The sequence below is a fragment of the Aeromicrobium sp. NPDC092404 genome (assembly GCF_040684095.1).
Lineage (GTDB): Bacteria > Actinomycetota > Actinomycetes > Propionibacteriales > Nocardioidaceae > Aeromicrobium.
In genome coordinates, this window is sequence record NZ_JBFBFI010000001.1 from 1,772,965 (window position 1) to 1,799,387 (window position 26,423).

Sequence of the window (26,423 nt, forward strand, 5' to 3'; positions counted from 1 at the left end):
CGGGAGGCGCGCGGGACTAGCGGGACAGGACCTTGACCGTGAAGCTCGACCTCGAGGGCAGGAAGCTCTCGTTGCCGGAGTAGCTCATCGGGATCGTCTTGCCCGTGCCCGACGTGGCGAACACGCCGAGCTTGATCCGGACCTTGCCGCCCACGACGGTGCCGGTGTAGGACCGGCCGCTCTGGCGCAGCGTCACGGTTCCGCCGTCGACCGTGACCCCGGCAGCCTTGACGCTGACGTAGACGAACGGCTTCGTGCGGTTCTTGATGATCGAGGTCGGGTAGACCTTGGTCATCGTGATCGTCGTCGCGGCCTTGGTGACCTCGAGCTCGGCAGTCGTCTGCGTCGCGTCGAACGTCGAGCTGCCGCCGTAGTAGACGTCGAGCTGGTGCGTGCCGACGGCGAGCGTCTTGTCCAGGAGCACCTTCGCGACGCCGTCACGCATGAACCCGACACCGACGGACTGGTCACCCTCGCCCACGTGGACCAGCCCGGAGGCACCCGGGTCGCCCTTGACCTCGAGGACCGCCGAGGTGCCGTACGGCGAGGGGTCGACGGTGACGTCGAGCTCGGTCGTGCCCTTGAACACCTTGACCACGACGGTGGACGTCGAGGCCTCGTGGTTGGCGTCGCCGGAGTAGGCCACCGTCAGGGTGTGCGAGCCGATGCTCAGGCCGGAGACGTCGGTCGTGACCGTCGCCTTGCCCTCGCCGAGCTCCTGCGAGCCGAGCGCGGTGTCGCCATCGGAGACCGTCACCGTGCCGGTCGGCGTCGTGCCGGTGGCGGACGCGACCGCGGTCTTGATCTCTGCGTCGGACGAGATCGCGACCGGGTCCGGGGCCTCGGCCGAGGCCGTCGTGCCGGCCTTCGCGACCGTGACCTTGACCGTGCCGTTCGCAGCCGAGTAGCTGCTGTCGCCCGCGTAGGCGACGGTCAGGTCGTTCACGCCGGCGCCGATGTCCTCGGTGTCGACCGTGATGGTGGCCTTGCCGTTCGCCAGGGCGCCGGTGCCGACGACCTGGTCGCCGTCCTTGAGCGTGACGGTGCCGGTCGGCGTCTCCTCGGGACCGGTGACGTCGACGCCGACCTCGACGTCGTCGCCGTACGTGCCCTCGGCGGGCGACCCCGTGACGGTCGCGCCCGTGACGTCCAGCGGGACGACCACCTTGGAGCCGCTCGGGAAGGCCGTCGACTCGACGCGCATGGCGCCGCTCTCGCCCGCCGGCAGCGTGAACGCGATCGGGGCGCTGGTGCCACCCGTGACCGACTTCGAGCCGAGGCTGACGCTCTTGCCGTCACCGTAGAACAGCTTGGACGACACCGAGGTGTTGGCCGGGCTGCCGAGCGAGGTCAGGTCGAGCTTGGACAGCGTGAACGACACGTTGCCCCCGACGCGGTACTGCTTCTTGACGCCGGTCGTCTGGACCGCGTGCTTGAGCGGGCTCGGCGACACCGGGCTGGACTCGGTGAGGTAGTCGACGAAGGCCTGGTAGTCGACCAGTCCCGTGTCGACGGCCGTTCCCTCGGTGAAGGCGCGGAAGTTGTCGCCGCCCGTCGTCAGGAACGTGGGCAGTGCGGCCTTGAAGGTGTCGCTCGGCTTGACCAGCGCACCGTTGATGGTGATCGAGGTGATCCGGTCGCCCTGGGGACGGCTCGGGTCGAACGTGTAGGACATGTTCTTGGACATGCCGAGCTGCAGGTAGGGCCGCGTCGGTGGGGGGTTGGGCGGCAGCGTCGTCTGCCACTGCTGCTCGAGCACCTTCTTGAGCGTCGAGCCCGTCACGGTCACCGAGCTCAGCTGGTTGGCGAACGTCAGCACCGAGAGCGCCTCGGCGTAGGTCAGGACTCCGTCCTGGTTGGTCCCCGTGGTGCCCTTGTAGAGCAGGTCGGCCCGCAGACCACCGGAGTTGTTCAGGCCGATGTCGGCACCGGCCGGGGTCTTCTTGACCTGAGCCAGGAACGCGTCGGCAACGAGGTTGCCGAGGCTCGACTCGCTGGCGCGGTCGTCCGCCGGACCACCGGCTCGGGTGATGTCGGCGGTCTGCTCGGCGACCGGGGCGTTGCCCTTCTCGGCAGCGAACGCGATGGCGTTGTCGACGATCGGCTTGACCGCGGCGACGCGCGGGTAGGTGTCGACCAGGACCCCGTCGGCCGTCGTGGTGCGGGCCTGGTTCTTCTTGGTGTACCCCGTGACGTCGCCGGAGTCCTTGTCGAACGTCAGCTTGATCTGGCCGACGTTGGTGCCGTAGTTGCCGGTCTGCAGGATCGGGCGGGTCTTGCCGCCGGCGCCCGGGATCGGGGCGTCATAGGCATAGGCCTGGTGGGTGTGGCCCATGAAGATCGCATCGACCGCGGGGTCCGTCTGCTCGACGATCTTCTTGAACACCGGAGAGGCTGCGACGTTCTGCTCCAGGGTCTTGGAGCCGTCGGCGCCCTCGTGGATGCTCGCGACGATGACGTCCGGCGGGTCGGCCAACGCCTCGAGCTCGTCGACCGTGTCGTTGATCGCGTCGGTCGGGTCCTGGAACGTCAGGCCCTGGATGCCACCGGGGCTCACGAGGGAGGGGGTCTCCTGGGTGACGGCACCGACGACCGCGACGTCGACGCCGTCGATCGTGAAGATCTTGTACTTGTCGAGCAGCGGGCTGTTGTCGGCCTTGAACGTGTTGGCCGACAGGAACGGGAAGTTGGCGAGCTCGGACAGGCGACCGGTGAGGTCGTCCGCGCCCTGGTCGAACTCGTGGTTGCCCGCGGCGGAGGCGTCGAGCTGCAGCGCGTTCAGCACGTCGATCGTCGGCTTGTCCTTCTGGACCGACGAGGCGAACAGCGAGGCGCTGACGTTGTCGCCGGCCGAGATCAGCAGCGAGTTGGCGTCGCCGCCGTCCTGGCGGAGCTGCTCGACCGTGCCCGCGAACTTGACGGTGTTGGCGTCGATGCGGCCGTGGAAGTCGTTGATCCCGATCAGGTTCAGGACGACGGGGTCGTCGGCCTGGGCAGGTGCGGTGGCCAGGAGCGGGACGCCGAGCACGGTGGCAGTGGCCACCGCGAGGACGCGACGGGACAGGGCTTTCACAGATGTTCCTCTCCGAGAACGGATCGGCGAGGAACCACGTGGTCCATCCCCCGATGCAGGTCCTGAGAAAGTCTCAGGAAGAAGTGAGGGCTACAGAACATCCCGAGACCACGGGCCTGTCAACCGGTTTCCAAAGGCCTGAAGGTGACAAAACGATGAACCTCGGGCGTATGGGAGCAGCAGCCCGCTCAGGAGTTTCGTGGTCCCGGGTCGAAGGGCCTAATCTGGATCGATGCGGCCCCGACGACGTGGCCGCGCCGATCCAGGAGGTCCTTCGTGACTGGCGCCACCGCGTCCCTGCGCAAGACCCTCGGCGGGCTGCCGGGCGTCGACCAGGTCGGGCTCGAGGCTCGAGCCGCCGGGCTGGGGACCCGCTCGATCAAGACCACGTCGAAGGCGTGGGCCATCGACCTCGCGATCTCGATGGTCGATCTCACGACGCTCGAGGGCGCCGACACCCCGGGCAAGGTCCGCGCGCTCGCCAACAAGGCGATGCGCCCCGATCCCACCGACCCGACCTGTCCCGCGGCCGCGGCCGTGTGCGTCTACCCCGACATGGTCAAGATCGCCAAGGAAACCCTCGGCACGTCGGGCCTCCACGTGGCCAGCGTCGCCACGGCCTTCCCGTCGGGGCGGGCGGCCCTCGACATCAAGCTCGCCGACACCCGCGACGCCGTCGAGGCCGGCGCCGACGAGATCGACATGGTCATCGACCGTGGCGCGTTCCTGACCGGCGACTACGACCTCGTGTTCGACGAGATCGTCGCCACCAAGGAGGCCTGCGCCCGGCCCGACGGCTCGCACGCCCACCTGAAGGTCATCTTCGAGACCGGCGAGCTGCAGACGTACGACAACGTCCGCAAGGCGTCGTGGCTCGCGATGATGGCCGGGGCCGACTTCATCAAGACCAGCACCGGCAAGGTGCAGCCCGCGGCGACGCTGCCGGTGACCCTCGTGATGCTCGAGGCCGTCCGCGACTTCCGCGCCGAGACCGGGCGTCAGGTCGGTGTGAAGCCCGCCGGCGGCATCCGTACGTCCAAGGACGCGATCAAGTACCTCGTGATGGTCAACGAGATCGCCGGCGAGGACTGGCTCGACCCCGACTGGTTCCGCTTCGGGGCCTCGAGCCTGTTGAACGACCTGTTGCTGCAGCGCCAGAAGATGGCCACCGGCCACTACTCGGGCCCCGACTACGTGACGTTGGACTGACCGATGAACAACCGCAGGCCGGCACGCCGGCTGACTGACATCTTCGGGCCCCATTCGTGCCCGGAGCGAAGCGAGGACACGAATGGGTAAGAAGTTCGAATACGCCCCGGCGCCGGAGTCCCGCGCCATCGTCGACATCAAGAGCTCCTACGGCCTGTTCATCGGCGGCGACTTCGTCGACGGCACGGGCGGCTCCTTCAAGTCGATCAGCCCGTCGTCCGAGGAGGTCCTCGCCGAGGTCACCGAGGCGACCACCGACGACGTCGACCGGGCCGTCGAGGCGGCACGCCGCGCCTACGACAAGGTCTGGTCCACGATGCCGGGCAGCGAGCGGGCGAAGTACCTCTACCGCATCGCGCGCATCATGGCCGAGCGCAGCCGCGAGTTCGCGGTGCTCGAGTCGCTCGACAACGGCAAGCCGATCAAGGAGTCGCGCGACGTCGACCTTCCCCTGGTCTCGCAGTGGTTCTTCTACTACGCCGGGTGGGCCGACAAGCTCGACCACGCCGGACTCGGACCGGCCCCGCAGGCCCTCGGCGTCGCCGGCCAGGTCATCCCGTGGAACTTCCCGATCATGATGCTGGCGTGGAAGATCGCGCCGGCGCTCGCCGCCGGCAACACCGTCGTGCTCAAGCCCGCCGAGACGACGCCCCTGACGGCCCTGCTGTTCGCCGAGGTCTGCCAGCAGGCCGAGCTGCCGCCCGGTGTCGTCAACATCATCACCGGCGCCGGCGCGACCGGCCAGGCGCTCGTCGAGCACCCGGACGTCGACAAGGTCGCCTTCACGGGCTCGACCGCCGTCGGCAAGGCCATCGCGCGCTCGGTCGCCGGCACGTCCAAGAAGGTGACCCTCGAGCTCGGCGGCAAGGCCGCCAACATCGTGTTCGACGACGCCCCGCTCGACCAGGCGGTCGAAGGCATCGTCGGCGGCATCTTCTTCAACCAGGGTCACGTGTGCTGCGCCGGCTCCCGGCTCCTCGTGCAGGAGAGCGTCTACGACGAGGTCATCGACAAGCTCAAGCGCCGCATGTCCACGTTGAGACTCGGCGACCCGCTCGACAAGAACACCGACATCGGAGCGATCAACTCCGCCGAGCAGCTCGCCCGCATCAACGAGCTGTCGGACGTCGGCGACGCCGAGGGCGCCGAGCGCTGGTCCGCTCCGTGCGACATCCCCGACAGCGGGTTCTGGTTCGCCCCCACGATCTTCACCGGCGTGACGCAGGCCCATCGGATCGCCCGTGAGGAGATCTTCGGGCCGGTCCTGTCGGTCCTGACCTTCCGCACGCCGGCCGAGGCCGTCGAGAAGGCCAACAACACGCCGTACGGGTTGTCGGCCGGAGTCTGGACCGAGAAGGGCTCGCGGATCCTGTCGATGGCCAACCAGCTGCGCGCCGGCGTCGTCTGGGCCAACACGTTCAACAAGTTCGACCCGGCCGCCCCGTTCGGCGGCTACAAGGAGTCGGGCTACGGCCGCGAGGGCGGGCGCCACGGCCTCGCCGCCTACCTGCAGGGAGCTTCTGTATGACCGAGCGCCAGCGAGGGCACCATCAGGCACTCATGCCACTGCCTCCTTACCGTTGCTTCTCCGAGGAGGCTGTGGCATGACCCGTCTCGACGTGCGCAAGACGCACAAGCTCTACATCGGCGGGGCGTTCCCCCGCTCGGAGTCCGGTCGGACGTTCGAGGCGGTCGACGCCAAGGGCGGCTTCCTCGGCAACATGGCCCTGGCCTCGCGCAAGGACGCGCGCGACGCGGTGCTCGCGGCCCGCAAGGCGTTCGGCGGATGGTCGACCCGTACGCCTTACAACCGCGGCCAGGTCGTCTACCGCCTCGCCGAGGTCATGGAGGGGCGCCGCGACCAGTTCATCGAACAGCTCCGGGCCGCCGAGGGACTCAGCGACAAGAAGGCCACCACCTATGTGGACGCCGCGATCGATCGCGTCGTCTGGTACGCCGGCTGGGCCGACAAGTACGCCCAGGTGCTGGGCAACGGCAACCCGGTGTCGGGCCCGTTCTTCAACCTGTCGACGCCGGAGCCCACGGGCGTCGTCGCCACGGTCGCGCCGAGCGGTCCGCTGCTCGGCCTCGTGTCGGTCGTCGCGCCGGCGATCGTCACCGGCAACACCGTCGTGGTGATCGCGAGCGAGCGGTTCCCCGTGCCCGCCGTAACCTTGTCGGAGTGCATGGCGACCTCCGACCTGCCGGGCGGTGTCGTCAACATCCTGACGGGCCGGCCGGCCGAGATCGCGCCGTGGCTCGCGTCGCACATGGACGTCAACGCGCTCGACCTGGCCGGGGTCGACGACCCCGAGCTCGCCGCGTCCCTCGAGGTCGCGGCCGCCGAGAACCTCAAGCGGGTCGTGCGTCCCTGGACCGCGTCCGTCGACTGGTTGGCCGAGCCGTCGCTCGCCCGCCTCGAGGCGCTCGTCGAGACCAAGACGGTGTGGCACCCCATCGGGGTGTGACCGACCTGTGGGTGTCGTGATCCTCGCCGGGCCCTCGGGCTCCGGCAAGTCCCACCTGGCCGAACGTCTCGGGTGGCCGGTCCTGCGGCTCGACGACTTCTACCGCGACGTCGACGAGCCGGACATGCCGCGCTCCAGCCTCGGGATCGTCGACTGGGACGACCCGGCCTCATGGAGCTCGGTCGACGCGGTGGGCACGATCGCGGAGCTGTGCGCCTCCGGCTCCGTCGAGGTGCCGGTCTACGACATCGCGGCGAGCCGGCGCACCGGCACGCAGACACTGACCGCGCCCGACGGCCGGTTCATCGCCGAGGGCCTGTTCGCTCCCGTCATCGTCGACGCCTGCCGCGAGGCCGGGATCCTCGATGCCGCGATCTGCCTGCGCCGCCACCGCGTCCTCACGTTCCTGCTGCGCCTCGCCCGCGACCTGCGCGAGGGCCGCAAGTCTCCGTGGGTCCTGGTGCGCCGTGGCTGGCGCCTGCTCAAGGACGAGCCGCGCGTCGTGGCCGAGGCCGTCGCGCACGGCTGCGAGCCGATGACCCCCGGTGAGGCCCGAAGGCTGCTGGCCGGACGCTGACTCAGCCCGCGAGGTCGGTCAGCCGGTCGGCCGGCCGCAGCCCGTCCAGGGCGATGTCGAGCATGCGCTCCCACGACCACACCGGCGGCACGCCGGCGAGCGAGCAGGAGATCAGGCCGAGATCGGTCCCCCGGATGTCGTCCCTCAGCACCCCGGCGTCCTGGGCGCGCTGCACGAGCCGGTCGCCCAGCTCGGAGAGGCCACAGGACTGGGCGGTGTCGACCATGAAGTCACCGTGGTCGCGGAAGACCTCGGACAGCGTGCGATCGGCCGCCTGCAGGGCGGCAGCCTCCTTGAGGAAGAAGACGATCCCCTCCCACGGGTCCTCGATCCCCATCGCCGTGTCGGCGAGACCCGCCAGCCGCTCGAACTTGTCCCTGGCCAGCGCCTCGAACAGCGCCTCCTTGGTCGGGAAGTGGCGGTAGACCGTGCCCACCCCGACCTTGGCGCGCTTGGCCACGTCATCGATCTGCGCCTGCGACCCGTGCTTGGCGAAGATGTGCCGGGCGGCCTTGAGGATCGCCTCGCGATTGCGGCGCGCGTCGGCGCGCAGGGGCCGTTCCTCGGTCATCGACATACCTCAAACGTACGGGTTGACAAACGGAACCGCAACTCCATATCGTTGCGGAAGCGGACCTCAGGTTCCGCTTCTTACAACTCCCCATCTCCCCAGGAGAATCACACATGTCCACGGTCTCAACCGAGCGCAAGGGCTTGATCCTCGCTTTGCTGGCGGCGGCCCAGTTCGTCGTCGTCCTCGACGCCTCGATCGTCAACGTCGCCCTGCCTTCCATCGGCCGGGAGCTCCAGCTCGACCAGGACAGCTTGTCCTGGGTCGTCAACTCGTACGTCCTGGTGTTCGGCGGGTTCCTCCTGCTGGGCGGTCGCATCGCCGACCTCATGGGTCGGCGCCGCATGTTCGTCGTCGGACTGCTGCTGTTCTGCGTCGCCTCGCTGCTCGGTGGGTTCAGCCAGACCGAGGGCCAGCTCATCGCCGCCCGCGTCGTCCAGGGCCTCGGTGCTGCACTGCTGTCGCCGGCTGCCCTCGCGATCCTCACCACGACGTTCGCCGAGGGCGCCGAGCGCAACAAGGCACTCGGTGTCTGGGGCGCGGTCGCCGGTTCCGGCGGTGCCGTCGGCGTGCTGCTGGGCGGCATCCTCACGGAGTCGCTCGGCTGGGAGTGGGTGCTGTTCGTCAACGTCCCGATCACGGCGCTCGCCGCGTACGGCGCGATGCGGGTGCTCGGCGAGAGCCGAGACGAGAGCGCGAGCTCGTTCGACGTCTTCGGCGCCATCACGGTGACGGCCGGCGTCTCGCTGCTCGTCTACACGATCGTCGACGCCAACGACTCCGGCTGGGGCTCGACCAGGACCATCAGCCTGGCCATCCTGTCCGCCGCCCTGATCGCCGCGTTCATCGCGATCGAGCGGGTGTGGAAGCAGCCGCTGCTGCCGTTCCGGATCTTCCGCAACCGCACGCTGACCGGCGCGAACCTGACCGGCGTGTTCGTCGCGATGTCGCTGTTCTCGATGTTCTTCTTCGTGTCGCTCTACATGCAGCAGGTGCTCGGCTACTCCGCGCTCAAAGCAGGGCTCGCCTACCTCCCGCTGGCCGGCGGCATCATCGTCTCGGCCGGGTTCGCCTCGGTGCTGACGACGCGCATCGGGTTCAAGCCCGTGCTGGCCGGCGGCATGCTGCTGGTGGCTGCCGGACTGTTCTGGTTCTCGCGGGTCTCCCCCGACGGCACGTTCCTCGGCGACCTGCTCGGCCCCTCCCTGCTGGCCGCGCTGGGGCTCGGCTTCGCGTTCGTCCCCCTGACGATCGCCTCGGTGTCGGGCGTCGAGCCAGACGACGCGGGACTGGCCTCGGGCCTGATCAACACGTCGCAGCAGGTCGGTGGCGCGCTCGGCCTCGCGATCCTCGTCGCGGTGTCCAACAGCGCCTTCGGTGACACGACGGGCGCGCTCCCGGCGCGCCTGACCGAGAGCTTCCAGTCGGCCTTCCTGGTCGGCACGGGACTCGCGATCACCGGGGCGGTGCTGAGCCTGGTGCTGATCAGCTCGCAGCACTCCAGGGACCACCGCGACGCCGCGCAGGCCGGCGAGCTGCTGCCCGTCGCGGTCTGAGACCGTGCGTGCCGGCCGGCCTGGCGGGTCGGCCGGCACGCCTAGCCGGCGATCCGGCGCACGACCTCGGTGATGAGCTCCTCCGACAGCAGCACGTGGTCGGCCGCCGGGCCCAGCGGGATGAAGCTGTCGGCGCTGGTCACCCGGACCAGACGGCCGGTGTGCCCGCCGTCGACCAGGGCCGTGATGACCGACTCCGAGACACCCCCGCTCTGCCTGGTCTCGTCGACGACCACGACCCGCTCGAACCCCGCCGCCGTCCGCAGCAGCTCCTCGTGCGGCAGCGGCGAGAGCCACTGCAGGTCGAGCACCGTGCAACCGATGCCGCCCTCGGCCAGCTGGGCAGCTGCCCGGAGACTCATCCGGACGCCGTTGCCGAACGTCACGAGCAGGACGTCCCGCCCGTCCCCGTGCGTACGCACGCGACCGAGCTCCGAACCGGCCTCGGCCGGCCACGGCGCCGGCGCGGCGTAGCCGGCCGTCCACGCGGCGTCACCGTCCTGAAGGTCGCGCTGGTGGTAGAGGGCGATGGGCTCGAGGTAGACACAGACCCGGCCCTCCCCGGCCAGCGCCAGGCACTCCCGCAGGAGCTGCGGCGCACTGTCGGGATGGCTCGGGACCGCGAGCACGAGGCCCGGGATGTCACGCAGCACGGCGACCGAGTTGTCGTTGTGGAAGTGCCCGCCGAAGCCCTTCTGGTAGGCCAGGCCGGCGACCCGCACGACCATGCCGTTCTCGTACTGGCCGGCGGAGAAGAAGCGCAGCGTCGCCGCCTCGCCGCGGAGCTGGTCCTCGGCGTTGTGGAGATAGGCGAGGTACTGGATCTCGGGGATCGGCAGGAAGCCGGCGAGGGCTGAGCCGAGTGCGGTGCCGAGGATCGTCTGCTCGTCGAGCAACGTGTCGAACACCCGCGCGGCGCCGTGCGCCTTGCGCAGCCCGCGGGTCACGCCGTAGACGCCGCCCTTGCGCCCCACGTCCTCACCGAACACCAGCGCCTCGGGATGCGCCGCGAGGGCGTCCTTGAGCGCGGCGTTGATGCTCTGGGCCAGGGTCATCGGCCCGTCGTCCTCCGGCAGCCGACCAGCGAACGTCGCCTGTCGCCGAGCCGGATCGGCAACCACGTCCTGGCGGCTCCGACGCGCCGTGATCGGCTCCGCGATGACCGCCGCCTCGTGGAGCCGCCGGGCGCCGGCCAGCGCCTTGGCCCGCTGCATCACGCGCGCCCGCGCGTCCTCGTACCGCGCGAAGGCCTCGTCCCCCGTCAGCACACCCGCATCGATCAGCGCGCCGGCGGTGGCCAGGACGGGGTCCCGGGCGTAGTCGTCCTCGATCTCGCGGGTCGACCGATAGGCGATCTCGGCGTCCGATCCGGCGTGCCCCATGAAGCGGACGGTGCGCAGGTGCAGGATCGCCGGTCGTCGTTCCGCCCTGACCCGGTCCACGAGCCGCGCCGCCGTCGCCAGCAGCTCGACGGGACGGGTGCCGTCGGCGGCGGCGTACTGGAGGCCCGGCCAGGAGGTCAGCGCGCGCTCGACCCATCCGGCCGGCGAACGGGTGCTGATGCCGATGCCGTTGTCCTCGCAGACGTAGAGGATCGGCAGCGGTGCACCCTGGTGCGCACAGTAGGCCGAGGCGTTGAGCGCTCCGACCGCGGTCGAGTGGTTGGCCGACGCATCGCCGAAACTGCAGACGACGACCGAGTCCAGCGGCCACGGCGGCACGACCGCGGACCTCGGCGCCCGGCCCATGGCGAAGGCGAGCCCGAATGCACGCGGCAGGTGCGAGCCGATCGTCGACGTCTGGGGGATGACGTTGAGGCCCGGATGCCCGAAGACCTTGTGGCGTCCGCCCGAGATCGGGTCGCTCGTCGAGGCGAGGGCACCGTTGAGCACATCGTCGATCGCGGTCGACCCGCTCACCTGGGCGGCCCGCGCCGCGTAGAAGCCGCCGGAGCGGTAGTGCAGCAGCGCCGGGTCGGTCGGGCGGAGCGCCATGGCCACCGCGGCATTGCTCTCGTGCCCCGCCGAGCCGATCGTGTAGAACGCCTCACCCTGCGCCTGGAGCCACCGGATCGCGAGGTCGAGGTGACGGCTCTGCAGCTGCGCGTCGAAGTACGCCAGCAGGGCCTCGGGGTCCGGGACGGGAACGCGTGCGTCGCCGCGCTCGGGCCACGTGCGCAACCGGCGGACGACGTGATCGTCGATCGACTCGGGCATCCCTCAACGTATCGCGAGGCGGGGCCGCGTTGACCTGGCGAAAGGCGCACTTCGCCGACTTTCCGGACAAAGATGTCGAACAGACCGTCACGAAACGACCGACCCCTCGTTGTTCGATATGGCCGCGGTCCTCGCGGACCAGGTCGGGGGACTGAATTCTCCCGGAGGTCCCCATGTCTCGCCGTCCCATCGCCCTTCTGGCGTCGGCCGCCACCGTGCTGGCCGTCGCCTTCACCACACTGCCGGCCCAGGGTGCCGAGCCCGACCCGAACACCCCGTACGCCTACTACGGAGCCGCAGGTGGCACGTACGTCCGCGTCCTCGGCAGCACCGTCGAGTCCGACGCGACCGCGTCGTCGAGCATCAACGGCACGACGTACCCCAACCAGAACGCCAACAGCGTCGCGTCGGCCAACGTGGGCACGCTGCTGAAGGCCGGCGCGGTCGAGACCGAGACGAAGGTCGAGAAGGTCGGCACCGACATCACCCAGACCTCCTCGGCCAAGACGGCGGGCCTGTCGGTGCTAAACGGGCTGATCAAGGTCAACGCGCTCACGACCGTGACCAACGCCAAGCGCACCGGCACGGTGCTCAGCGGCGACAGCGACACCGAGCTCGTCGGCGTCGCCATCAAGGGCAAGAACATCCCGCTGAACGTCGACAACAACTTCGGCGTCAACCTGCCGGGCGTCGCCTCGGTCATCCTCAACGAGAAGAAGGTCGACATCGTCGGCGGCAAGGTCACCGTGACGGGCTCGGCGCTCAAGGTCACGCTGCTCAAGGCCTACGAGGGCTCGCCCGTCGGGACCACGATCATCATCAACCCGACCACCTCGACGCTGTCACCCAGCGAGACCACGTCGACCCAGGTCGGGGGCTACGCCTACGGCACCTACGCCAGCGTCAACGTCGGCAGCAGCGTCAAGGTCATCTCCGGCCCGAGCGCGCTGGCCGCGACGCCCCCGGGCAGCACGCACGGATACACGCTCTACAACAAGACCGCGGCGGTCAACGTGCCCCTCGTCCTCGTCATCGGCGCGATCCAGTCGTCGGCCAACTCCGTCAGCACCCCGACGACGGCCGATGTCACGCACTCCAACGAGATCGCCGGGGTGAACGTGCTGAACGGCCTCATCAAGGCCAAGGCCGTCAAGGTCACGGCGCGGTCGCAGAAGACCGGGCCCGGGCAACGCGTCAACACCGCGTCGTCCGACATCGTCAACCTGGTGATCGGCGGCAAGCCGATCACGGTGTCCGCGCAGCCCAACACCGTGGTCAACGTGCCCAACGTCGTGAAGGTCGTGGTCAACGAGCAGACGACGACCTCGATCGGCGCGCAGGTCGTGGGCCTGCACGTCACGCTCCTGTCGCCCCGGAGCGGGCTCAAGGCCGGCGCCGAGATCTACGTCGGCGTCGCCGGATCCCTCACGTACTGACAGGTGGGTGAGCCCGGCCCCCGGGCCGGGCTCACCCGTCTCTCACGATCGGTTCCGCCCGAGGCGGCGTACGACCCTGGTCGCCGCCACGCCGGCCAGCAGCAGTGGGCCGGCGACGACCACCGGGTCGAGCCACTGGTGCTTGACGTCGGCACGGCCGTGCCCGCGCCGTGACGACCACCCGTGGTGCGTGAGCTCGCTCCTCAGACCCGACGCCGTGCCTGGCGCGGTCGGGCGGCCGCTCAGCAGCGCACGTGCGTGGCTCTCGGCGACGTCCACGCGATCGCCGGCCAGCAGCAGCAGCCAGTGCGCGGCGCGCGCCTCGCTGAAACTCACGTAGGCCAGTCGCCGGATCGCCCCGGACACTCCGCGCAGCGGTACGGACGTCCCGAACGCCGGGGTCACCCGCGGATGCTCGATCGAGCGCTCGCGACGGTCGACTCCCTCCTGCTGCTCGGGGACGTCCCAGTGCGCCCCGGTCGTGCCGGGGTCGAGCCGCTCCTGCGGGAACGAGGGCCGGTCCTTCGGGTCGAGGTCGGAGCCCCAGCCGGGGATCCGCTGACGCAGCTCCTCGCTGGGCGGCGGGGTGATGGGCTTCTCGGCGGAGTACGGCATGGGAGCTCCTCTCAGCTCGCGCTCGGGACGATGAGCGGCTTGATGACGCCGTCGAGCTTGGCCGAGAAGATGTGATACCCCTCGGCGACGTGCTCCAACGGGATGCGGTGCGTCACGATGTCGTTGGGCTTGATGTGGCCCTCCTGGATGTGCTCGAACAGGCGCGGCCACTGCCGCTTGACCGGGCACTGGTTCATGTTGAGGGTCAAGCCCTTGTTGAGGGCGTCGCCGAACTTCACGGCGCTGAACATCGGGCCGTACGCGCCGACGACCGAGACCGTCCCGCCCTTGCGCACCGAGTCGATCGCCCAGTTGAGCGCGATCGGAGATCCGCCCTGCAGCTTGAGCTTCGCGGCCGTGACGTGCTGCAGGAAGTTGCCGTCGGCCTCGGCGCCGACGGCGTCGATCGCGACGTCGGCACCCAGGAAGCCCGTCGTGCGCTTCATCTCGACGATGATGTCCCGGTGCTCCGCGAAGTTGACCGTCTCGGCGTGCGCGAACTCGCGGGCCTTCGCCAACCGGTAGTCGAGGTGGTCGACCACGATGACCCGGCCGGCACCCATGAACCACGCCGTCTTGGCCGCGTACAGCCCGACCGGCCCGGCGCCGAAGACGACGACGGTGTCGCCCTCGACGATGTCGCCCAGCTGGGCGCCGAAGTAGCCGGTCGCCAAGGCGTCGGTGCACAGCAGTGCGTCCTCGTCGTCCATCCACTCGGGAATGACGGCCGGCCCGACGTCGGCGAACGGGACGCGGACGAGCTCGGCCTGTCCGCCGTCGTAGCCGCCGCAGGTGTGCGAGTAGCCATAGATGCCGCCCACGGCCGTGGCGTTGGGATTGACGTTGTGGCAGTTGGAGTAAAGCCCGCGCGCGCAGAAGTAGCAGGACCCGCAGTAGACGTTGAACGGCACCATGACCCGATCGCCGACCTTGAGGTTCTGGACCGACGGGCCGATCTGCTCCACGACCCCGATGAACTCGTGGCCGAACGTGTGGCCGACCCGGGTGTCGGGCATCATGCCGTGGTACAGGTGCAGGTCCGAGCCGCAGATCGCGGCGAGCGTGACCCGCACGATCGCATCGTTCGGGTGCTCGATCCGCGGCTCGGCCTTCTCCTCGACGCGCACCTTGTAAGGCCCGCGATAGACCATCGCCTTCATGACCCCCTCCTCCATGTCGCTGTTTCCCGGCCACTACCCGGTTGTCCGCGTCCGATACGTCGGGAGCCGGAAAAGTTTGAGTCCGCCCACAGCGAACACGTGCTGCCAAGCGGAATGCCGGCTCCGCCTTCGCGGTTGAGCCCATCAGACTCAACTCTGAGGAGAGACCGTGAGCGCACTGCAGAAGTTCCCCGTGCTGGCCCTCGAGGACGTCGTCGTCCTGCCCGGCATGGTCGTCCCCATCGAGCTCGACGACGCCGCGCGCGCGGCCGTCGATGCCGCCCGAACGAGCAACGACGACCGGCTCCTGGTCGCCCCGAGGCTCGAGGACCGCTACGCCACGCACGGCGTGATCGCGACGATCCAGCAGGTCGGCCGCCTCCCCGGCGGCGGACCGGGCGCCGTGATCCAGGCCGTGCAGCGCGCCCACCTCCAGGGCGGCGTGACCGGCCCGGGCGCGGCCCTGTGGGTCGAGGCCGAGCTGATCGAGGACGAGCCGGTCACCGAGCACGTCCGTGAGCTCGCGGGCGACTACAAGGGGCTCCTCGTGACGATCCTGCAGAAGCGCAACGCGTGGCAGGTCATCGACTCCGTGCAGCGCCTGACCGACCCCAGCGCGCTCGCCGACACCGCGGGCTACGCGTCGTACCTCGACCTCGAGCAGAAGCGTCAGCTCCTCGAGACTCCAGAGGTCGAGCTGCGCCTCACCCTGCTGATCGAGTGGGCCCGTGCCTACCTCGCCGAGAGCGAGGTCAACGAGAAGATCTCGGAGTCGGTGCAGGAGAGCATCGACAAGAACCAGCGCGAGTTCGTGCTGCGCCAGCAGCTCGCCGCGATCCGCAAGGAGCTGGGTGACGACGAGCCCGAGGGCACGCAGGACTACCGCGCGCGCGTCGAGGAGGCCGACCTGCCCGAGGACGTCCGCAAGGCCGCCCTGCGCGAGGTTGCCAAGCTCGAGCGCGGGAGCGACCAGAACCCCGAGTCCGGCTACATCCGCACGTGGCTCGACACGGTGCTCGAGCTGCCGTGGGGCGTCAAGACCGATGACAACACCGACATCAAGGGCGCCCGCGAGGTGCTCGACGCCGATCACCACGGCCTCGACGACGTGAAGGACCGCATCGTGGAGTACCTCGCGGTCCGGGCCCGGCGCAGCGAGCGTGGCCTCGAGGTCGTCGGCGGTCGCGGCTCGGGCGCCGTCATGGCGCTGGTCGGCCCGCCCGGGGTCGGCAAGACCTCCCTCGGCGAGAGCGTCGCACGAGCGCTCGGGCGCAACTTCGTGCGCGTCGCCCTCGGTGGCGTCCGCGACGAGGCGGAGATCCGCGGGCACCGTCGGACGTACGTCGGCGCGCTGCCGGGCCGGCTGGTCCGTGCGATCGGCGAGGCCGGCTCGATGAACCCGGTCGTGCTGCTCGACGAGATCGACAAGGTCGGCGCCGACTACCGCGGGGACCCTGCGGCAGCGTTGCTCGAGGTGCTCGACCCGGCGCAGAACCACACGTTCCGCGACCACTACCTCGATCTCGACCTCGACCTGTCCGACGTGCTGTTCCTGGCGACCGCCAACGTCGTCGAGCAGATCCCGCAGGCCCTGCTCGACCGCATGGAGCTCGTGCAGCTCGACGGCTACACCGAGGACGACAAGGTCGCGATCGCCCGAACGTACCTCGCACCGCGGCAGCTCGAGCGTGCCGCGCTCACGGCCGACGAGGTCGAGGTCACGGACGAGGCGCTGCGCCAGATCGCCGCGTCGTACACCCGGGAGGCCGGCGTGCGCCAGATGGAGCGGCTGCTCGCCAAGGTGTTCCGCAAGGTCACGACCAAGCTGACCGACCCCGAGGTCGTCAAGCCGGTCGTGGTCGACGAGAAGACCCTCACCGACTACATCGGAAGGCCCCGGTTCACTCCTGAGTCCGAGGAGCGCACGGCGGTGCCGGGCGTCTCGACCGGGCTCGCGGTGACGGGCCTCGGCGGCGACGTGCTGTTCATCGAAGCCAGCGCGTACGACGGTGACCGAAGCCTCGCGATCACGGGCCAGCTGGGCGACGTCATGAGGGAGTCGGCGCAGATCGCGCTGTCCTACGTACGCTCACACGCCGCGGCGATCGGCATCGACCCGGCGACGCTCGAGCGGGCGATCCACCTGCACGTGCCGGCTGGCGCGGTGCCCAAGGACGGGCCGTCCGCAGGCGTCACGATGGTGACGGCGTTGACGTCGCTGGCCCTCGGGCGCAACGTGCGGGCCGACGTCGGCATGACCGGCGAGGTGACCCTGAACGGCCGCGTCCTGCCGATCGGTGGGGTCAAGCAGAAGCTCATGGCCGCCCAGCGGGCCGGGCTCAAGACGGTGTTCATCCCGGCGCGCAACGAGGTGGACCTGGTCGACGTGCCGGAGGACGTGCTCGCCGAGCTCGACGTGCGACCGGTGGCCGACGTCGCCGAGATCCTGGCGCTGGCGCTCGAGCCGGCTGCCGAGGTCACCACCGCCGTCGCCGCGTAGCAGCGAGTCGGTCCTCGGGCGGGTCGCGTCGACACGCTCGAGGGCCGACGGCGTCCTGCCGCTGCCGCCGCCCCCGACCGCCTAGCGTGGAGCCGTGGTCGTGAGCCGAAGTCGTCGCGCCCGTGCGACGCGCCGTCGCGCGGGGCGGATGGCCCGCGCCGACAACGACCTCACGCCGGTCCAGTGGGCCGCCATCCGCGAGGCCTGGGCGGGCTGTGCGTATTGCGGCGCCACCGATCGCGCCCTGCAACGCGACTGCGTGCTGCCGCTGTCCCGCGGCGGCCGCTACACGCTCGGCAACGTCGTGCCGGCGTGCGGCTCGTGCAACGCGAGCAAGAACAACGACGAGGTGACCGGCTGGCTGCGGCGCAAGAAGCTCGACGAGAGTGCGTTCTTGCTGCGGCACCGCGAGGTCGTCGTGCTGCTGAGCGTCACACCCACCGACACGGCGGTCTGACACGACAGCCAGGCCCTAGACTCGTCGAGCAGCTCATCACGGAAGGTGCCATGGCCACGACCCAGTCGTCACTCGGCACGTCGCTGCGGGCCGCCGTCGACACGGCGTGGCGCGCGGTCCGGCAGCTCGTCGGTGGCGCCGGCACCGGCCTCCTGGCCCTGGTCGTCGCGATCGCGATGCTGGCCGCAGCGATCCTCGGGGTCGTCGGTGTGGGCCTGCTCCTGGTGCCGCTCGTGCTGCGCGCCCTCCATGCCCTCGCCGACCGCGAGCGGGTCCGCCTCGACCGCTGGGAGCCCGGCCTGGTGCGCCTGGAGGCCGGGCCAGTACGCCTGCGAGAGGCGGTCGCCGACCCTCTCACCCGCCGCGAGGCACGCTGGCTCGTGGGTCACGCGACGTTCGGCGTCCTGCTCGGAGTCGTGGGCGCGCTCCTGCCCCTCCTGGCGTTCCGGGACCTGATCCTGCCGGCCTACTGGTGGCTCGTGCCCGGCGAGGCGACGGCGTCGCTGTGGTTCTGGATCGTCGACAGCTGGGCCGAGGCAGCCGCGGTGTTCGTGCTGGGTCTCGGCTGGACCGCGGCGACCGTCTGGCTCACCCCGACCCTGGCGCTGCTGCAGACCCAGCGGGGCCGCCGGCTGCTGGCCCCCGGCGACGAGACCGACCTGCCGCTGCGGGTCGCCCAGCTCACCGCGACGCGTGCCGCCGCACTCGACGCCCACGCAGCGGAGCTGCGTCGCATCGAACGCGCGCTGCACGACAGCACCCAGAACCCGCTCGTCGCCGTGACGGTGCTCATCGGCGCAGCCCGGCGGGCGATCACGCGCGACCCGGCCGGTGCCGACGAGCTGCTCGAGCAGGCCCAGACCGCGGCCGAACGGGCCTTGACCGAGCTCCGCGGCATCTCCCGCGTCATCCTGCCCCCGGTCCTGGCCGACCGCGGTCTCGCCGGCGCGCTGTCGGGCCTGGCCGCGACGTCAGCGGTGCCGTGCCAAGTCGATGTCGACGTGCCCCAACGGTGTGCGGCATCGGTGGAGGCGACGGCCTACTTCGTGGTCTCGGAGGCACTCACCAACATTTCCCGCCACAGCGGGGCCGCCCACGCCCAGGTCACGGTGCGGACCCACGGTCCGCGGCTTCGTGTCCGCGTCTTCGACGACGGTGTCGGTGGCGCCGGCGAGTCGTCCGGATCCGGCATCTCCGGGATGCGGCGTCGCGTCGAGGCGCACGACGGCAGCCTCGCCCTGACCAGCCCCCAGGGCGGCCCGACAGTCCTGGAGGTGGAGCTCCCATGCGGATCGTGATCGCCGAGGATGACCCGTTGCTGCGCGAAGGCCTCGCGCTCCTGCTGCGCGCGGAGTCGATCGACGTCGTCGCGACGACCGACGACGCCACGACGTTCCTGGCCGCGCTGGACGAGCACCGCCCCGACGCCGCGATCGTCGACGTACGGATGCCGCCGACCCACACCGACGAGGGCATCGTCGCCGCGGTCGAGGCCCGCCGTCGACAGCCGGAGCTCGCCGTGCTGGTGCTGTCGGCGTACGTCGAGCAGGCCTTCGCCACCGAGCTCCTTGCCGGCGGCTCCGCCGGACTGGGCTACCTGCTCAAGGAGCGGGTCGGCCGGGTCGACGAGTTCCTGGCAGCGCTCGACCGCGTGGTGGCCGGCGGCACGGCCATCGATCCCGAGGTCGTGACGCAGCTGATGTCCCGGACCCGCCAGGACGACCGGCTGGAGCGGCTGAGTCCTCGCGAGCTCGACGTCCTCGCGCTCATGGCCGAGGGCCTGGGCAACGCCGCGGTCGCGGAGCGCCTGGTCGTCACCGAGGGTGCCGTGCACAAGCACATTCGCAGCATCTTCGCCAAGCTCGACCTGTCCCCGGCCGACCGGACGGACCGCCGCGTGGCCGCGGTGCTGCGCTATCTCGAGGACGTCGAGCGGCGTCGGTGACGGGCGGGAGGTACAGCCTGCTGTACCTCGACTGGGCAGCTGACGGGATCGTTCGCGGGGCCCGCGAAACCTAGCGTCGTAGAGGACATCATCTCTCGACGAAAGGCTCCATCATGAGCGACTCGCAGCACCTCCCGAGCACCGACACCGATTCCCCCAGCGCTGTCACCACGATCCTGTGGATCGTGCTGGTCGTGAGCCTCATGGGCAACACGATCACCTCGTTCAGCAGTGTCCCGATCCTCGCCAACGTGGCACTGGGCCTCACGGCGCTGCTCTGCATCGGGCTCCTCGTCGCACGCCGCCTCGGTCGCCGCTCATGAGCGTCGCGACCACGACCCTCGCCCCGGCGATCGCGCTGGAGCACGTCAGCAAGTCCTACCCGGGCGGCGTGCTGGCGCTCGACGACGTGACGCTGGACGTCGAGCCCGGCACGTTCCTCGCCGTGATGGGTCCCTCCGGCTCTGGCAAGAGCACGCTGATGCACTGCGCCGCAGGGCTGGACACCCCGACCACGGGCCGGATCTGCATCGCCGGTGACGAGATCGGCGGGCTCGACGAGAACCGTCGGACCGAGCTGCGCCGGGACCGGATCGGCTTCGTCTTCCAGGCGTACAACCTCGTGCCGTCGCTCAGTGTCATGGACAACATCACGCTGCCGCTGCGCCTGGCCGGACGTCGACCCGACCCGGCATGGCTTGCCAGCCTGGTCGCGCGCGTCGGGCTGGCCGATCGCCTCGCCCATCGGCCGGCGGAGCTGTCCGGCGGCCAGCAGCAGCGCGCAGCGATCGCACGAGCCCTGGTCGCGCAGCCCGCCGTCGTGTTCGCCGACGAGCCGACCGGAGCCCTCGACCTGCAGAGCGCGCACGACGTCCTGACCCTGCTCCGTGAGCTGGTCGAGGAGCTGCACCAGACCGTCGTCATGGTGACCCACGACCCGAGCGCCGCGGCGCAGGCCCACCAGACGCTGGTCATGGCCGATGGCCGGATCGTCGACACCGTGCGCCGGCCCTCGGCGGCCGACCTCGCCGCTCGTCTCGTCGCGCTGACGGAGGCCTGACATGTTCCAGCTCGCCCTGCGGATGGTGCGCCGCCGCGTCAGCTCACTCGTCGCGGTCGCCTGCGCCGTCCTCGGCGGAGCGGCCATGATCACCGCGACCGGCATCCTCGCCGAGTCGGGGCTGCGGTCGCACGTCACCGCCGACCGCTTCGCCGACGCCGACCTCGTCGTGTCGGCCCGGCAGAGCGTCGACGGGCCCGACCTGCCCTTGGCCCTGCCCGAGCGCGGGACGGTTCCGGCTGACGTCGTCGACCGTCTGGCCCAGGTTCCGGGAGTCGTCTCGGCGACCGGCGACATCGGCTTCCCCGCAGCCGTCGTCAGCGCCGACGGACGCATCGCCTCCGGTGACCCACGGACCGCCGGGCACCCGTGGTCGACGCTGGGACTGGTGGACGATTCCACTGTCGACGGCCGTGCGCCGTCAGGCGACGAGGTCGTCATCAGCCGATCGGCTGCCTCGAGGGCCGGGGTGACCGTCGGCGACTCCGTCACCGTCGTCGCGGCCGGGCAGCAGCGAACGTACCGGCTCTCGGCCGTCGTGCGGTCCGACGACGCCGGGGTCCTCTTCGCGGACGACGTCGCCCAGCGGCTCGCCGGTCGGGTGTCCGGCCCCCGCGCCGAGACGGTCGACGCCGTCGCCTTGAGCGTCGAGGCCGGCAGCGAGCAGGCGACGACGAGAGCCGTCGAGGACGAGCTGGCCGGCAGCGGGCTCGTCGTCAGCACCGGCGCGTCCCGCGGCGACGCGGAGCTGCCCGGCTCCGCCGCGTCCCGTTCGATGCTGGTCGTGCTTGCGGCCTCGCTCGCGGGGGTCATCGCGTGCGTCATCGGCTTCATCGTGGCCGGCGCGCTCTCGACCTCCATCCGCGGTCAGCGCCAGGAGCTGGCGCTTCTGCGCGCGGTCGGGGCGACCCCACGCCAGGTGCGCCGACTCGTGTCGACCGAGGCGACGGTCGTCGCCGCTGTCGCGGCGGTTCCCGGTCTCGCACTCGGACACCTCCTGGCCCAGCGGTTCCACGCGTTCCTCGTCGACCTGGGCATCATCCCGGCCGGGCTGCCCCTCACGATCAGTCCCCTGCCCGCCGTCGCCGCCCTCGCGCTGATGCTGGGCGTCGTCCAGGTGTCCACGCGCGCGTCGGTCTGGCGCACCTCACGCATGGCGGCGACCGAGGCCGTCGCGGAAGCCCGCAGCGAGCCGCGGACGCCGTCGTTGATCCGTCACCGCAGCGGGCTGCTGTTGATCGTCGCTGCTCTCACGCTCTCGGTCACGCCGCTGCTGAGCCGGTCGGCCCTCGGCGCCGCCACGACCTCGATGGCCGGCATCCTGGCCGCGATCGGTCTGGCGCTGTCGGGCCCGATGCTCGTGAGCCGCTTCAGCGCCGTGCTGGCTCGCCGGCTGCCGACCGGGGTGTCGGCGCCATGGTGGCTCGCGGTGTCCAACACGCACGGCTACCCGCTCCGGGTCGCCGGCGCCGTCACGACCCTGACGATGGCCGTCGTGTTCACGCTGACCTATGCGTACGCGCAGACGACTGTCATGAGCGCCCAGGATCGGGAGGTGACGGCCGGCACCCGGTCCGACGTGATGATCGCGGCACCGGCGTTGGGGGGCGTGCCCGACGGCACTGTCGAAGCGATTCGTCGCATCCCCGGCGTGCGTGCCGCGGCGCCGGTCGGGGCGACCACGGCCGTGTGGAGCAGCCGGGTCCTCGGCTCCGAGGAGGTCGAGGCGCTGGCCGTCCAGGTCCTCGACCCGGCCGCGCCGGGCATCCGCGACCTCGAGGTGCAGGACGGCAGCCTCGAGGACCTCTCGGGGCACACCGTCGCCCTGGGCGAGGACGTGGCGCGCGACCGCAACGCACGAATCGGCTCCTCCGTCGCCCTCACCCTCGGTGACGGTGCACGCGTGAAGGCGCGGGTCGTCGCGATCTATGGCCGAGGCCTCGGCTTCGGACCGCTCGTGGTCTCGCGCGACCTCGCGTCCGGCCACGTCACCGGCCTGGTCGACCAGAGACTCGAGGTGCGCACCGACGGCACGGCCCGGACGCGTGCTGCGATCGACGACGTCCTGGCGACGCGACCGGGGCTGGTGCAGAGCACCGAAGCCAAGGGCCAGCAGCGCTCTGTCCCGGCCGAGGTCTGGATCAACGTCGCGACGCTGGCGGTCCTGATGGGCTACCTGCTGCTGGGCATCGCCAACAAGCTCGTCGCGACGACAGTGCAGCGACGTCACGAGATCGCCACGCTGCGGCTCAACGGGATGACCCCCAAGCAGGTGCTGGCCATGATGCGGCGCGAGGCCGGCCTGGTGGCCACGGCGGCCGTGGCGGCGGGCCTGGCGGTGTCGGCCGTGCCCTTGGCCCTGCTCGGGGTCGGGTTCCTCGAGCGGCCGCTGCCGGACGGACCCTGGTGGGTGGTGCCGGGGACCGTGGTCCTCGTGACGGCGATCGCGTACGCCTCGATCGTCGTGCCGACGCGACGCGCCCTGCGCTTCTCACCCGCTGAGGTGCTCAGCCAGCGCTGAACCCCCGCCGAGGGGCCGGGTGAGGCGCCCAAAACAAGAACACGTTCTCGTTTTGGGCACCCCAACGTCCGATTCCTTCCTCGTGAGTGGGTACGGTGTGGGGTAGAGCACACAGAGGCAGGTGGCGATGACGACCAAGTCGACCGAAGAGCTCACCCGTGTCGTCATCCGATTCGCCGGTGACTCCGGCGACGGCATGCAGCTGACGGGTGACCGGTTCACGCAGGAGACCGCCGACTTCGGCAACGACCTCTCGACGCTGCCGAACTTCCCGGCCGAGATCCGCGCGCCGGCAGGGACGCTGCCCGGCGTCTCGTCGTTCCAGATCCACTTCGCGGACTACGACATCCTGACGCCCGGCGACCATCCTGACGTGCTCGTCGCGATGAACCCGGCGGCCCTCAAGGCCAACATCGGCGACTTGCAGGCCGGCGGCATCGCGATCGTCGACGCCCACGAGTTCACCTCGCGCAACCTCAAGCGCGTCGGCTACGAGACCAACCCCCTCGAGGACGGCTCGCTCGGCGACTACCAGCTGCACGCGATCGACCTGACCGGCCTGACCGTCGGCGCCGTGGAGGAGTTCGGGCTCTCGCGCAAGGACGCCTCGCGCGCCAAGAACATGTTCGCCCTCGGCCTCGTCAGCTGGATGTTCGGCCGGCCGATCGAGGGCAGCACGGCCTTCCTGGACAAGAAGTTCGCCGGCTCGCCCGCGATCCGCGATGCCAACGTCGCGGCGCTGCGCGCGGGCTACAACTTCGGCGAGACGACCGAGTCGTTTGCCGTCTCGTACGTCATCAAGCCCGCCGTCATCCCCACCGGCCGCTATCGCAACATCACCGGCAACACCGCGCTGTCGTACGGCATCGTCGCCGCCGGCCAGCTGTCCGGCCTGCCGGTGTTCCTCGGCGCCTACCCCATCACCCCGGCCTCCGACATCCTGCACGAGCTCTCGAAGCACAAGGCGTTCGGCGTGACGACGTTCCAGGCCGAGGACGAGATCGCCGGGGTCGGCGCAGCCCTGGGGGCGAGCTTCGCCGGTGCCCTCGGCGTCACGACGACCTCGGGTCCCGGTCTGGCGCTCAAGGGCGAGACGATCGGCCTCGCGGTGATGCTCGAGGTCCCCCTCGTCATCGTCGACGTGCAGCGCGGCGGTCCGTCGACCGGACTGCCGACCAAGACCGAGCAGTCCGACCTGCTGCAGGCCATGAACGGCCGCAACGGCGAGGCCCCCGTCCCGGTGATCGCGGCGCAGTCGCCCGCCGACTGCTTCGACGCGGCCGTCGAGGCGGCCCGGATCGCGGTGACCTACCGGACGCCGGTGATCCTGCTGTCCGACGGCTACCTCGCCAACGGTTCCGAGCCGTGGAGCCTGCCCGACGTCGACTCGCTGGCCCGGATCGACCCGGCGTTCGCGACCGCCGATCCCGACGCGGCCTTCCTCCCCTACGCCCGCGACCCCGAGACCCTCGCCCGACCTTGGGCGCCGCCCGGTGTGGCCGGCCTGGAGCACCGCATCGGTGGTCTCGAGAAGGCCGACGGCACCGGCGACATCTCCTACGACCCGGCCAACCACGACCACATGGTGCGCCTCCGACAGGCGAAGGTCGACGGCATCGCGGCGACGATCCCCGAGGTCGAGGTCGACGACCCCGACGGTCGTGCCAAGATCCTGGTGATCGGCTGGGGATCGACGTACGGCCCCATCGGCGCCGGCTGCCGCAGGGCACGCGTCGCGGGGCATCGCATCGCCCAGGCCCACCTGCGCCACCTCAACCCGTTCCCGGCCAATCTCGGCGAGGTCCTGGCGGCGTACGACCGGGTCATCGTGCCGGAGATGAACCTCGGTCAGCTCCGCGGCCTGCTGCGGGCGAAGTATCTCGTCGACGCCGAGGGCTACAACGCCGTGCGCGGCATGCCGTTCGGCGCCGCCGAGCTCGGCCAGCACTTCATCGAGCTGTGCATCAAGGAGGGTGAGTGACATGACGACCGATCTCGGCATGCCGGGCCTCGGGCTCGAGGGCGTGCCCACGGCCGACGAGCCCCAGTCCCGCAAGGAGTTCGCGTCGGACCAAGAGGTCCGCTGGTGTCCTGGCTGCGGTGACTACGCGATCCTCGCCGCCGTGCAGGGCTTCATGCCCGACCTCGGCCTGCGCCGCGAGAACATCGTCTTCATCTCCGGAATCGGGTGCGCGGCCCGGTTCCCCTACTACCTCGACACGTATGGCATGCACTCGATCCACGGCCGGGCACCGGCGATCGCGACCGGCATCGCGACGACGCGGTCCGACCTCAGCGTCTGGGTCGTGACAGGAGACGGCGACGCCCTGTCGATCGGCGGCAACCACCTGATCCACGCGCTCCGCCGCAACGTCAACATGACGATCCTGCTGTTCAACAACCGGATCTACGGGCTCACCAAGGGCCAGTACTCCCCCACGTCGGAGCCCGGCAAGGTCACTAAGTCCACGCCGTACGGCTCGATCGACGCCCCGCTGAACCCCCTGTCGCTCGCCCTCGGCGCCGAGGCGACGTTCGTGGCCCGCACGATCGACTCGGACCGCAAGCACCTGACCGCGGTCCTGTCGGCGGCAGCGCGGCACCGGGGCACCTCGCTCGTCGAGATCTACCAGAACTGCCCGATCTTCAACGATGGCGCGTTCGACGCGATCAAGGACCCGGAGACGCGTGACGACGCGATCATCCCGCTCGTGCACGGCGAGCCGATCCGGTTCGGCGCCGACGGCCGGCTCGGCGTCGTCCGCTCGGCCGGCGGCGGTGTCGAGGTCGTCGAGGTCGACGATGCGAACGCCGACGACGTGCTGGTCCACGACGCGCACGCACCCGACGCCACGACCGCGTTCGCGCTGTCCCGCATCACCGACAGTGGCATCGTCCACCGTGCACCGATCGGCGTCTTCCGCCAGGTGGAGCGCCCGACGTACGACGACCTCAGCCGTGAGCAGGCCGCCCTCGCCGGCGAGACACCGTCGCTGCAGGACCTGCTCGACGGCCCCGACGCCTGGACCGTCGCCTGACCCCATCGATACGTCACGCAT

At 70.6% G+C, this 26,423-nt stretch carries 20 protein-coding genes; 15 read left to right on the forward strand and 5 right to left on the reverse strand.

Annotation, left to right across the window (positions count from 1 at the left end):
- Positions 1 to 16 precede the first annotated feature (16 nt).
- Positions 17 to 3,073, reverse strand: coding sequence for an Ig-like domain repeat protein (locus AB0N22_RS08985; protein ID WP_364638386.1), 3,057 nt, complete (start codon positions 3,071 to 3,073; stop codon positions 17 to 19).
- Between the two features lie 276 nt (positions 3,074 to 3,349).
- Here AB0N22_RS08985 and deoC point away from each other — a divergent pair, with 276 nt between their 5' ends.
- The 4 genes from deoC to AB0N22_RS09005 all read left to right on the forward strand — a co-directional run bounded on the left by deoC (position 3,350) and on the right by AB0N22_RS09005 (position 7,327).
- Positions 3,350 to 4,282 carry a deoxyribose-phosphate aldolase gene (gene deoC, locus AB0N22_RS08990; RefSeq protein WP_364638389.1) on the forward strand — a complete coding sequence of 311 codons (933 nt, stop codon included), beginning with the start codon at positions 3,350 to 3,352 and terminating at the stop codon, positions 4,280 to 4,282.
- A gap of 82 nt (positions 4,283 to 4,364) precedes the next feature.
- Positions 4,365 to 5,810: an aldehyde dehydrogenase family protein gene (locus AB0N22_RS08995; protein WP_364638392.1), complete on the forward strand. Its 1,446-nt coding sequence runs from the start codon at positions 4,365 to 4,367 to the stop codon at positions 5,808 to 5,810.
- 76 nt (positions 5,811 to 5,886) lie between these two features.
- Positions 5,887 to 6,750: an aldehyde dehydrogenase family protein gene (locus AB0N22_RS09000; protein WP_364638395.1), complete on the forward strand. Its 864-nt coding sequence runs from the start codon at positions 5,887 to 5,889 to the stop codon at positions 6,748 to 6,750.
- Positions 6,751 to 6,757: 7 nt separating this feature from the next.
- A complete protein-coding gene (locus tag AB0N22_RS09005) occupies positions 6,758 to 7,327 on the forward strand; it encodes an ATP-binding protein (RefSeq protein ID WP_364638397.1) in 570 nt (189 codons plus the stop codon).
- A 1-nt stretch (position 7,328) separates the two neighbouring features.
- On the opposite strand, the gene AB0N22_RS09010 is transcribed toward AB0N22_RS09005, so the two are convergent.
- Positions 7,329 to 7,898, reverse strand: a complete 570-nt coding sequence (locus tag AB0N22_RS09010) for a helix-turn-helix domain-containing protein (RefSeq protein ID WP_364638400.1) — start codon at positions 7,896 to 7,898, stop codon at positions 7,329 to 7,331.
- 113 nt (positions 7,899 to 8,011) lie between these two features.
- Here AB0N22_RS09010 and AB0N22_RS09015 point away from each other — a divergent pair, with 113 nt between their 5' ends.
- Positions 8,012 to 9,454 (forward strand): MFS transporter, encoded by a 1,443-nt coding sequence (locus AB0N22_RS09015; protein WP_364638403.1) that lies wholly within the window; start codon positions 8,012 to 8,014, stop codon positions 9,452 to 9,454.
- Positions 9,455 to 9,495: 41 nt separating this feature from the next.
- Here AB0N22_RS09015 and AB0N22_RS09020 read toward each other — a convergent pair whose 3' ends face one another.
- Positions 9,496 to 11,670, reverse strand: a complete 2,175-nt coding sequence (locus AB0N22_RS09020) for a thiamine pyrophosphate-dependent enzyme (protein ID WP_364638406.1) — start codon at positions 11,668 to 11,670, stop codon at positions 9,496 to 9,498.
- A gap of 173 nt (positions 11,671 to 11,843) precedes the next feature.
- On the opposite strand from AB0N22_RS09020, the gene AB0N22_RS09025 reads away from it, so the two are divergent.
- Positions 11,844 to 13,106: a choice-of-anchor P family protein gene (locus AB0N22_RS09025; RefSeq protein ID WP_364638409.1), complete on the forward strand. Its 1,263-nt coding sequence runs from the start codon at positions 11,844 to 11,846 to the stop codon at positions 13,104 to 13,106.
- Between the two features lie 42 nt (positions 13,107 to 13,148).
- Here AB0N22_RS09025 and AB0N22_RS09030 read toward each other — a convergent pair whose 3' ends face one another.
- Together AB0N22_RS09030 and AB0N22_RS09035 are read right to left on the reverse strand one after the other, a co-directional pair.
- On the reverse strand, positions 13,149 to 13,721 hold the full coding sequence (locus AB0N22_RS09030) for a hypothetical protein (RefSeq protein WP_364638412.1): 573 nt from the start codon (positions 13,719 to 13,721) through the stop codon (positions 13,149 to 13,151).
- Positions 13,722 to 13,732: 11 nt separating this feature from the next.
- Positions 13,733 to 14,881 carry a zinc-dependent alcohol dehydrogenase gene (locus AB0N22_RS09035; protein ID WP_364638415.1) on the reverse strand — a complete coding sequence of 383 codons (1,149 nt, stop codon included), beginning with the start codon at positions 14,879 to 14,881 and terminating at the stop codon, positions 13,733 to 13,735.
- Between the two features lie 169 nt (positions 14,882 to 15,050).
- Between AB0N22_RS09035 and lon the strand changes: the two genes are divergently transcribed.
- The 9 genes from lon to AB0N22_RS09080 all read left to right on the forward strand — a co-directional run bounded on the left by lon (position 15,051) and on the right by AB0N22_RS09080 (position 26,402).
- Positions 15,051 to 17,381, forward strand: coding sequence for an endopeptidase La (gene lon, locus AB0N22_RS09040; RefSeq protein ID WP_364638416.1), 2,331 nt, complete (start codon positions 15,051 to 15,053; stop codon positions 17,379 to 17,381).
- Between the two features lie 94 nt (positions 17,382 to 17,475).
- Positions 17,476 to 17,838 (forward strand): HNH endonuclease, encoded by a 363-nt coding sequence (locus AB0N22_RS09045; RefSeq protein WP_364638420.1) that lies wholly within the window; start codon positions 17,476 to 17,478, stop codon positions 17,836 to 17,838.
- A gap of 50 nt (positions 17,839 to 17,888) precedes the next feature.
- A complete protein-coding gene (locus AB0N22_RS09050; protein WP_364638423.1) occupies positions 17,889 to 19,136 on the forward strand; it encodes a sensor domain-containing protein in 1,248 nt (415 codons plus the stop codon).
- Entirely contained in the window at positions 19,124 to 19,783 is a 660-nt protein-coding gene (locus AB0N22_RS09055) for a response regulator transcription factor (RefSeq protein ID WP_364638426.1), read from the forward strand. The genes AB0N22_RS09050 and AB0N22_RS09055 overlap by 13 nt, the downstream gene beginning before the upstream one ends.
- A 113-nt stretch (positions 19,784 to 19,896) precedes the next feature.
- The gene (locus AB0N22_RS09060; RefSeq protein ID WP_364638429.1) at positions 19,897 to 20,106 is read left to right on the forward strand and encodes a hypothetical protein; all 210 of its coding nucleotides are present in this window, start codon (positions 19,897 to 19,899) and stop codon (positions 20,104 to 20,106) included.
- A complete protein-coding gene (locus AB0N22_RS09065; RefSeq protein ID WP_364638432.1) occupies positions 20,103 to 20,843 on the forward strand; it encodes an ABC transporter ATP-binding protein in 741 nt (246 codons plus the stop codon). Before AB0N22_RS09060 ends, AB0N22_RS09065 begins: the two co-directional genes overlap by 4 nt.
- A gap of 1 nt (position 20,844) precedes the next feature.
- Positions 20,845 to 23,364, forward strand: a complete 2,520-nt coding sequence (locus tag AB0N22_RS09070) for an FtsX-like permease family protein (RefSeq protein ID WP_364638434.1) — start codon at positions 20,845 to 20,847, stop codon at positions 23,362 to 23,364.
- Positions 23,365 to 23,491: 127 nt separating this feature from the next.
- Positions 23,492 to 25,345 (forward strand): 2-oxoacid:acceptor oxidoreductase subunit alpha, encoded by a 1,854-nt coding sequence (locus AB0N22_RS09075; protein ID WP_364638436.1) that lies wholly within the window; start codon positions 23,492 to 23,494, stop codon positions 25,343 to 25,345.
- Entirely contained in the window at positions 25,338 to 26,402 is a 1,065-nt protein-coding gene (locus tag AB0N22_RS09080; RefSeq protein ID WP_364638439.1) for a 2-oxoacid:ferredoxin oxidoreductase subunit beta, read from the forward strand. Before AB0N22_RS09075 ends, AB0N22_RS09080 begins: the two co-directional genes overlap by 8 nt.
- The last annotated feature ends 21 nt before the right edge of the window (positions 26,403 to 26,423 follow it).